The organism is Micromonospora sp. KC213, from assembly GCF_004348325.1.
In the GTDB taxonomy this organism is placed as follows: Bacteria; Actinomycetota; Actinomycetes; order Mycobacteriales; family Micromonosporaceae; genus Micromonospora.
Genome location: NZ_SMKF01000291.1, coordinates 1 through 3,886 on the forward strand (window position 1 = coordinate 1; position 3,886 = coordinate 3,886).

The window sequence follows — 3,886 nt, forward strand, 5'->3', positions numbered from 1 at the left end:
CGCAACGCCCTCTCCGTCCAGGGCAAGAACATCGACGTCGACGCCATGGCCAAGCGGATGGGCACCACCGAGAACGGCACCAACAGCATCAACGACATCACCCCCGTCCTGAACAAGGAAACCGGCAGGAACGTCTACCACAGCGTCGAGATCAGCACGCCGAAGGCCGACGACAAGCAGACCGACACCCTGCGCGCCGACATCGTGCGCACCGTCGACGACGGCCGCGCCCTCGTCGCCAACATCGCCGGCACCGCCACCGACAACGACGGCGGCGTGCACTCCTTCGAAGGCGGGCACTACATCGCCGTCACCGGCTACCGCGACGGCGGGAAGATCGTGACCATCGCCGACTCGGCCAACCCCGACACCGCCACCTACGACATCAGCGTGGACAACCTGGCCGACTGGATCGCCACCCGCGGCTACTCCACCTCCTGACCGCACCGGCCGACAGGGCCGACCCCATCCGGGGTCGGCCCTTCGGCGTACCCGGCCGCGCGGGTGCCGGTCGACACGGGCAGGATGGGGCCGTGGCCAGACGTGGACCCCGGCGAGGGGTGAGCGACGACGACCCGGACCGCCCCTGCCCCTGCGGCTGCGGTCTGCCGTACGCCGACTGTTGCGGCCCGGTACACCGGGGCCAGGGAACGGCCGGCACCGCCGAGGCGTTGATGCGTTCCCGGTACAGCGCCTTCGCCGTCGGCGACGTCGACTACCTGCTGCGCAGCTGGCACCCCTCGACCCGGCCGGCTCGGCTGCGCCTCGACCCGGCACAGCGGTGGACCCGGCTGGAGATCGTGGACACCGAACGGGGCGGCCTCTTCGACAGCACCGGAACCGTCGAGTTCCGCGCCCACTACCGGCAGGCCGGACGGCCCGGCACGGTCGACGAACGCAGCCGGTTCGTACGCTCCGGGGGCCGCTGGGTGTACCTCGACGCCCTGCCCGAGTGACCGCGCGCCGCCGGGTCACCTCCGGCCCGGACGGCGCAGACCCAGCCCGGCCGCCACCAGGGCGTACGGCACGGCCGCGACCATGAAGGCGACGGCGTTGTCGGTGGTCCCGGCGACCAGGGCGTACCCGCCGTAGACGGCGATGACGGTGAGGTCGGTGGCCATCCCGGCGACCGAGGTCACCGTGGCCCGGCTCGGACCGGCGATCCGCGCCTGCAGCCGCGCGTCGGCCAGGACGGTGGCCACCTGGAACGCGCAGAACGCGACGCCGAGCAGCGCGAATCCCGCCGGGTGCCGGAGTCCGGCCCCGGCGGCGAGCGCCGCCGCAGCGAACGCCAGCAGCCCCGCGTAGCCGCGGGTGCTCAGCCGCTCGGCCGGCGCCGCGAGCAGCCCACCGAGGGTCACCCCGGCCCAGCCGATCAGGAGCAGCAGCGGCACGGTCGGCTCCGCGACGCCGGTGTCCCGGGCCAGCAGCGGGGTGTACTCCTCCAGGGCGCCCCAGACGGCGGTCACCGCCGGTACGAGCAGCAGCGCGGCGCGTACCCGCCGGTCCGCGCGGGCCTCGGCGAGGCCGGCGCGGAGGCTCCCCAGCCAGCCCAGGTCGGCGTCCGCCTCCCCCGCCGTGGCCGGGCCGGCCCGGCGGTGTTCGGGCAGCGTGGCAGCCACGGCGGCAGCCAGCACGGTGGCCAGCACGCTGGCCGCACCGACGGCCGGGTAACCGCCGGCGGCGAGCACCGGGCCAGCCAGGACGATCGAGGCGAGCACCCCGAGCACACCGGCGGTCTTCGCCCGGCCCATGGTGCGGGCGTACCGGCCGGCCGCGCCGAGGTGGTCGAGTTCGGTGAAGACCAGCGCCTCGAGGGCACCGGATCCGAGCGCGCCGCCGACTCCCCAGCAGACGAAGCCCAGAGCGAACGCCGGGTACGACGGGGCCAGCAACCAGAGGGCGAACCCGGCACCGGCGAACAGCGGCGCGAGGACGACCAGCAGACGGCGGGAGACGGCGTCCGCCAGCGCCCCGGAAGGCACCTCCAGCAGGATCCCGGTCACCGACCAGATGACGAACAGTGAGGAGATCTGCCCGACCGACAGGCCGGTGTCGCTGAACAGCAGGGCGTACAGCGGGTAGAGCAGGATGAAGTCGCTGAAGAAGGCGTACGCGTAGAGCGTGCCCGCCATTCGGCGGACCCGCTGCTCGGGCCTGATGGTCATGAGGGCCTTTCCACGGAGCCGGTCGGACGCGTCACGTGCGCGTCGCCCCGGCGGCCCGCGGCCGTGGCCCTCAGGGACCGATCACCATCGCCAGGTCATGTCCGGATGCTACCCCGGACACCGGTGGCAGGGTCCCGGGAAGCACGCGGCGGGGCGGGATCCCGGACGATCCCGCCCCGCGATCGCGGCCTGTCCGGTCAGCGGCCGGATGCCTCACCGCCGGCCGGCGGGATGACCATGGTGGCATCGCTGTCCGCGCCGGCTTCGTCGTGCGTGCGCTGCCGCGGCGCGACGACCGGGTTCGCCGCGCGCGTCGCGTCTGGGCCGCCGACACCGGTCACCACCTGCGTCGCGTCGACGTCGGTGACCCGGGGCACGACCTGGGTGGCGTCCGCGTCCCCGCTGCCGGCCACCACCTGCGTCGCGTCGACGTCGGCGACCCGGGGCACGACCTGGGTGGCGTCCGGGTCGACGGCCGGGGTCAGGTGGTCGCGCAGGTCACGCCGCCCGGCCTGGTACGCCCGGGCGTGCGTGGCGATCAGCCGGGACTCGCGCTCGGCCCGGCTCAGCCATGCCTCCCAGCGGCTCTGCATCGGGCGGACCAACCCGCCACCGACGCCGACGACGAGGATGCCACCGGCCGTGGCGAGCACGGCGACCAGCACCGGAGTGGTCACCGCGGTGGCGACGCCGATCTGGTTGAGCGCGGCGATGACACCCAGGCCGATGAGGAACACCGAGGCGATGTTGGCGAGCACCCGGCCGTAGGAGAGGCCACCGAGGGCGCTGCTGATGATGTCCTTGACGGCGTGGGCGATGGCCGCGGCGACCACCACGATGACGATCGCGACGAAGGCGCGCGGCAGCCAGGCGATGACCCCGGCGATCAGGTCGGAGATCGGATTCGGCCCCCAGATGCCGAAGGCGAGCTGGAGGGTCACCAGCAGGACCGCGTAGTAGGCCAGCTTGGCGACGATGTCACTGGCGTCGTACGGGGAGCGGGCCAGGGCGGTCTTGATGCCGCCCCGCTCGACCGCCCGATCGAAGTGGACCCGTTCGAGGACCCGGTCCACGATCTTCAGGACCGCCCTGGCCGCCAGCCAGCCCAGCACCAGGATCGCCAGGAAGGCGAGCGCCTTGGGCAGGAAGAGCATCACGGCGCGGAAGGCGTCACCCACCGCGTCGCCGAAGTTGTCTGTCATGCGTGCCCTCCACACGTCCGTCGGTCCGGTCGGCCTCGACCTACCCGGACCCGTCGGTGGGGAAACGCCGGTCAGGAGCGGTGGCAGGCGTAGCTGACCTCGGTGCTGGCCTGCGGGGCCGCAGGGGTGACGAGGATGACGGTGGCGGTCTCCCGGGCGGTTCCGGTGCCGCTGAAGGTCCACTGGAGAGTAAGGGTGGCGGTCCGCTGCCCCCACCCGACCCACTCGGTCAGCAGGGCCCCCGGTGCGTCGTCCGAGCGCTGCCACCGGTACTCGATCACGCCGGGCCGCCCGTTGGTGCGCACGGTGGCGATCACCTCCACGGTCACGTCGCACTGCTGGCCGGCCGGTCGTGGCACGGTTACCGCCACGTCGGTGACCTCCAGCGGGGCGAGCCGCTGCCACAGCCAGAAACCAACGACGGCGACCAGCACCACGGTGAGCAGCGCGGACAGCGCGGAGACCACCCGCCGCCACGGTGGCCGGCGACGCGGTGGCGGGAAGCTGGGCCAGGGC

The 3,886-nt window shown here is 73.6% G+C and carries 4 protein-coding genes and 1 pseudogene; 2 read left to right on the forward strand and 3 right to left on the reverse strand.

Translation table 11 applies throughout. The features are described 5' to 3' along the window. Both E1166_RS29810 and E1166_RS29815 read left to right on the forward strand, forming a co-directional pair. Positions 1–441, forward strand: a 441-nt coding sequence (locus tag E1166_RS29810; RefSeq protein WP_132343153.1) for a C39 family peptidase, incomplete at its 5' end; no start/stop codon positions are given. Positions 442–533: 92 nt separating this feature from the next. Further along, complete coding sequence (locus tag E1166_RS29815) at positions 534–956, forward strand: YchJ family protein (protein ID WP_243710595.1); 423 nt, start codon at positions 534–536, stop codon at positions 954–956. 15 nt (positions 957–971) lie between these two features. Here the strand turns inward: E1166_RS29815 and E1166_RS29820 are convergent, their stop codons facing one another. From E1166_RS29820 to E1166_RS29830, 3 genes and pseudogenes are all read right to left on the reverse strand, one after another. Beyond that, positions 972–2,168: an MFS transporter gene (locus E1166_RS29820; RefSeq protein ID WP_132343154.1), complete on the reverse strand. Its 1,197-nt coding sequence runs from the start codon at positions 2,166–2,168 to the stop codon at positions 972–974. A gap of 197 nt (positions 2,169–2,365) precedes the next feature. Next, positions 2,366–3,370: a hypothetical protein gene (locus E1166_RS29825; RefSeq protein WP_132343155.1), complete on the reverse strand. Its 1,005-nt coding sequence runs from the start codon at positions 3,368–3,370 to the stop codon at positions 2,366–2,368. Positions 3,371–3,441: 71 nt separating this feature from the next. Continuing rightward, positions 3,442–3,886: pseudogene (locus tag E1166_RS29830) on the reverse strand (hypothetical protein); the annotation flags it as partial.